The following is a 4,569-nucleotide window of genomic DNA, read 5'->3' as shown; positions in this document are numbered from 1 at the left end:
CAAGACTTCCGTTCACAAATGCATAAATCGAGTCAATCCCACCGTCGTGCTCGCCATCAACGATCCCACCTATGACCTCTTCATAAGAAAGCTCGAAGTCTTTCAGAATTTCGGCAGCACAAAAATACTCAAAGAAACCCGCATCAGAAATATGTGGAAATAGTTCGTTCTTTTGTTGCTTGAGTATTTCATCTAACAGGTATTGATCATTTACCGCCATCTTTGGTGTTCCTTGCAGACATTCGAAACAACCTTAGATCGTAACAGTGACAAACTCAATCGCTTGTCCTTCGCGGCCAACCTGCAATAGTTCCCCTCCCCTACCCACGCCCCCGCCGCCCGTGTATGCTCTCCCCACCAACCCCGCACACGGACATCACATGCGTATCAACGATCAGATCGAGATTGCCGATTGGGAGCTGACCGAGAGTTTTGCGCGGTCGTCCGGCCCCGGCGGGCAGAATGTGAACAAAGTGTCCACGGCGGTCGAGTTGCGGTTCGAGGCCGCGCGCTCTCCGCATCTGACCGAGGCGGTCAAGGCGCGCCTGAAACGGCTGGCGGGCCAGAAATGGACCAAGGACGGCGCGGTTGTGATCTTTGTCCAAGAGACCCGCAGCCAGGCCCGCAACCGCGAGATCGCGCGCGACCGGATGGCCGAATTGATCCGCAAGGCGCTGGTGGTCGCAAAACGGCGGCAGGCGACGAAACCGACCTATGGATCGGTGAAGCGGCGGCTGAAGGCAAAGAAAGTGCGCGGGGAAGTGAAGGCGTTGCGGGGGTCTGTTGATCCGGATACGTAAGGCGGGGCCTGCCGAAACTTCGTGTTTCCCTTATCCGCCCCTTTCGCGCATCAATAGCCCCGAGACAACCGCATGAAAGGGCCACCGATGCTGATCTACAGACTGGACACCACAGGCGCGGGCGAAACAGACCGCCCCGCACCGGAAAAGCTGATCTCGGGCGATCCGGTCTTTACCACGTGGAACCATGAAGAGCGCGACGGCCTCTACTGCGGGATCTGGCGCAGCACGCCGGGGCGCTGGCGGATCAGTTATGACGAATGGGAATACTGCCGCATCCTGTCGGGCGTGTCGCATATCCACGGGCAGGACGGCAGTTGCATGACGGTGAAGACCGGCGACAGCTTTGTTCTGCGCCCGGGGTTCGTGGGCGAATGGGACGTGGAAGAAACCACGGTGAAGGAATATGTGATCAGGGTTTGATGAGGGGGGGCAGTGCTGACCGTCGCCTTGATGTCAAATGCGTCGGTTCACTTTGTCGCTTGAGAACGCGGGCGCGGTCAGAACCGTCCTAAACCACGACCTCAACCTTCTCCTGTGCGCCCACCCCGAACACCCGCTTGTAGCGCGCGATCTCTGCCTCCGGCCCCATCGCTTTATTCGGGTTGTCGCTCAGCTTGACCGTCGGACGCCCATTGGCAGACACGGCTTTGCAGACCAGCGAGAAGGGCGCGAGCCCGTCATTGGCGACCAGACCTTTGAAATCATTCGTCAGCATCGTGCCCCAGCCAAAAGACACCCGCACGCGGCCGGCGAATTGTTGGTGCAACGCGACGATCTTGTCCACATCAAGCCCGTCGGAGAAAATAACCAGCTTTTCGCGCGGGTCTTCGCCGCGTGACTTCCACCATGCAATCGCGGTTTCGGCCCCCGCTGCGGGATCGCCGCTATCCACGCGGATACCGGTCCAGCCAGCCAGCCAGTCAGGGGCGCCTTGCAGGAACCCTTTGGTGCCGAAGGTATCGGGCAGAATGATGCGCAGATTGCCGTCATGTTCTTCCTGCCAGTCCGCCAGTACATCATAGGGCGATTGCCGCAGTTCTTCGTCGCTCTCGGCCAAGGCCGCATAGACCATCGGCAGTTCATGGGCATTTGTCCCGATCGCTTCGATTTCGCGCATCATCGCAATCCGGCAGTTCGATGTGCCCGTGAATTTATCGCCCAAGCCCTCCATCATCGCCTGCACGCACCAGTCCTGCCACAGATAGGAATGTCGCCGCCGCGTCCCGAAATCTGCGACACGCAGATCGGGGATCGTGCGCAGATGACCGATTTTCTCCCACAGCTTTGTCATCGCGCGCGCGTAAAGCACCTGCAATTCAAACCGGCCCATATCCTTGAGCACCGCGCGGCTGCGCAATTCCATGATCACCGCAAGCGCGGGAATTTCCCAGAGCATGACTTCGGGCCAAGTGCCTTCAAAGGTCAGCTCGTATTGCCCGTCTTTCTTTTCCAGATGATAGGGCGGCAATTGCAGGTTCTCGAACCACTCCATGAAGGCGGGGGTGAACATCTGGCGTTTGCCGTAAAAGGTATTGCCGCGCAGCCACGTGCTCTCGCCGCGGGTCAGCCGCAGCGAGCGGATATGATCAAGCTGCTCACGCAGTTCGCCTTCATCCACCAGTTCGGCCAGACGGATGGATTTCGTGCGGTTGATCAGGGAAAAGGACACATGCGTGTCGGGATGATTACGGAAAACAGACTGGCACATCAGCAGTTTGTAAAAGTCCGTATCTATCAAGGACCGCACGATCGGATCGATCTTCCACTTGTGGTTCCAGACCCGTGTTGCGATATCAACCATATTCAGTTCCCCCTGCTGGCGCTTACGTGTTAGATCAAGCGGGCGCTGGTGTGGCAAGGGGGCCGTGAACATGGCATTGCGTTACGATTTCGATATGGTGGAGGTGCCACCAACAGGCGTGGCGGGCGAAAAGGTTGCGATGTTTCGTGATCCGGCTACGGTCGCCGCGCTGAAGGAGGCCGACGCCGCCGTTCAGGCCTATTTCTCCGACAGCGGATTTATCTTGCAAGAGTACAACAGCGGCGCCCCTCCGGGCCGTTATCCGATGCGCGATGAAGAGGCGCGGATCGCGCTGATTGACCGGCTCACGGCCAATCTGGATGCCTATGATCTGGCCAATGTGAATTGGGGTGGCTTTGATTTTGATGCCTTCATGAATGCGCTTTCGACTGCGGAACCGGTCGAGGATGCGCTGTTGGCGCCTTTGCCAGGTGTCAGGTCAGACGATCTGACCAATGAGATCATCGCCGCACGTATCGCATCACGGCAAAAGAAGGGCCGCCGGATGCTGGCCTTGGGCGGGCTTCTGCTCGGGCTGATCCTGCTATTCTATGTCGCCAGCCAGACGCTGATGTGATCCCGTCACACGCCGCGCGTCAAAAGGCCCCCGCATGACGACCACCCCCTATTCCGCCGGTCTGGTTGGCGCGGTCGTTCTGGCGATGACGCTGATTGTCGGCGGGGATGCGGCGGCGACGGTGCTGACCGGCGCAGGTTTCCCCCAAACCTTCGTGGCATGGACACGCTTTGCACTGGCTGCTTTGTTGCTGGCCCCTTTGTGCGGGCTGGTGCGCGCGGATCTGGCGCATCTGACGGATTGGCGGCTTTATCTGCGCGCAGCCCTGATTGTGGGCGGCATCGTCTGCATCCTGACCGCGCTGAAAACCGAACCGCTTGCCAATGTCTTTGCAGGTTTCTTTGTGGGGCCGGTGGTGTCCTATTTCCTTTCGGCGCTCCTGCTGCGCGAGCGCATTACCGTGCTACGGACCTGTCTTTTGCTGGTCAGTTTTGCCGGTGTGTTGCTTGTCGTGCGCCCAGGTTTTGGCATGACCACCGGCATGGGCTTTGCCATGCTGGCGGGGTGTTTCCACGGGTCCTATCTGGTCGCGACCCGCTGGCTCGCCGGGGGGTTCCGCCCGCGGTTTTTGCTGTTTTCCCAACTCTTGATCGGCGCTGTTCTGCTCTCGCCTTTTGCATTGGCCCCCATCCCGGACATGACGCTTTCCTATCTGGGGCTGATCACGATTTCGGCTTTGGGATCTGCGGGGGGGAACCTTTTGCTGGTGCTGGTGAACCGCACCACGCCTGCCGGTGTTGTTGCTCCGCTGATCTATAGCCAGCTTTTGGCGGCCATGGTCATCGGCTGGCTTGTTTTTGCGCAATGGCCGGATGGTCTAAGTCTGATTGGTCTGTTCATCATTATGGTGGGCGGGGTGTCGTCGGTCTGGTTTGCGCGGAGGGGCCACTAGGCCAGCGTTACACCAGCCTGCACCATGCCGTCTTTGGCTGCATCCAGCGACCCGTCAAAATCAATGGCCCGACAAAGTGCCATGTTCACTGTCACATCAAAGCCCAGTTTCGCGGCATCCACTGCAGAATAATTGACGCAAAAATCTGTCGCCAACCCGACCAGAGTGAGGGTGGTGATCCCGCGGGTGCGCAAATAGCCTTCCAGCCCCGTTGGTGTGGTCTTGTCGTTCTCGAAGAAGGCCGAATAGCTGTCAATCGCGGGGTTAAACCCTTTGCGGATGATCAGATCGGCGCGGTCAACGTGCAGTTGGTTGTGAAAGGCGGCACCCTGTGTGCCCTGGATACAGTGATCGGGCCAGAGCACCTGCGGCCCGTAAGGCATTTCCATCATGCTCATCGGGGCCGCATCATGCGTAGATGCAAATGAAGAATGGCCTGCAGGGTGCCAGTCTTGGGTCAGGATCACCGCATCGAAACTGGCCATGGCCGTGTTGA

The 4,569-nt window shown here is 58.7% G+C and carries 7 protein-coding genes; 4 read left to right on the top strand and 3 right to left on the bottom strand.

The genetic code is table 11. The annotated features are described in order from the left end of the window. A partial coding sequence (locus VGP75_RS11075; RefSeq protein WP_327543722.1) for a hypothetical protein occupies positions 1-220 on the bottom strand: 220 nt, incomplete at its 3' end. 160 nt (positions 221-380) lie between these two features. Between VGP75_RS11075 and arfB the strand changes: the two genes are divergently transcribed. Next, positions 381-800 (top strand): alternative ribosome rescue aminoacyl-tRNA hydrolase ArfB, encoded by a 420-nt coding sequence (gene arfB, locus VGP75_RS11070; protein WP_327543721.1) that lies wholly within the window; start codon positions 381-383, stop codon positions 798-800. Positions 801-887: 87 nt separating this feature from the next. After that, complete coding sequence (locus VGP75_RS11065; protein ID WP_327543720.1) at positions 888-1,223, top strand: cupin domain-containing protein; 336 nt, start codon at positions 888-890, stop codon at positions 1,221-1,223. Between the two features lie 88 nt (positions 1,224-1,311). Here the strand turns inward: VGP75_RS11065 and pncB are convergent, their stop codons facing one another. Beyond that, a complete protein-coding gene (gene pncB, locus VGP75_RS11060) occupies positions 1,312-2,604 on the bottom strand; it encodes a nicotinate phosphoribosyltransferase (protein WP_327543719.1) in 1,293 nt (430 codons plus the stop codon). Between the two features lie 70 nt (positions 2,605-2,674). On the opposite strand from pncB, the gene VGP75_RS11055 reads away from it, so the two are divergent. Continuing rightward, on the top strand, positions 2,675-3,181 hold the full coding sequence (locus VGP75_RS11055; RefSeq protein ID WP_327543718.1) for a hypothetical protein: 507 nt from the start codon (positions 2,675-2,677) through the stop codon (positions 3,179-3,181). A 34-nt stretch (positions 3,182-3,215) separates the two neighbouring features. Next, positions 3,216-4,073, top strand: coding sequence for a DMT family transporter (locus VGP75_RS11050; protein WP_327543717.1), 858 nt, complete (start codon positions 3,216-3,218; stop codon positions 4,071-4,073). Here VGP75_RS11050 and pncA read toward each other — a convergent pair. Continuing rightward, a partial coding sequence (pncA, locus tag VGP75_RS11045; protein WP_327543716.1) for a bifunctional nicotinamidase/pyrazinamidase occupies positions 4,070-4,569 on the bottom strand: 500 nt, incomplete at its 5' end. The genes VGP75_RS11050 and pncA overlap by 4 nt on opposite strands.

The sequence above is a fragment of the Yoonia sp. genome, assembly GCF_036007805.1.
Lineage (GTDB): Bacteria > Pseudomonadota > Alphaproteobacteria > Rhodobacterales > Rhodobacteraceae > Yoonia.
The sequence above is the reverse complement of the archived record's forward strand: the minus strand, read 5'-3'. Positions and strand labels throughout refer to the sequence as shown.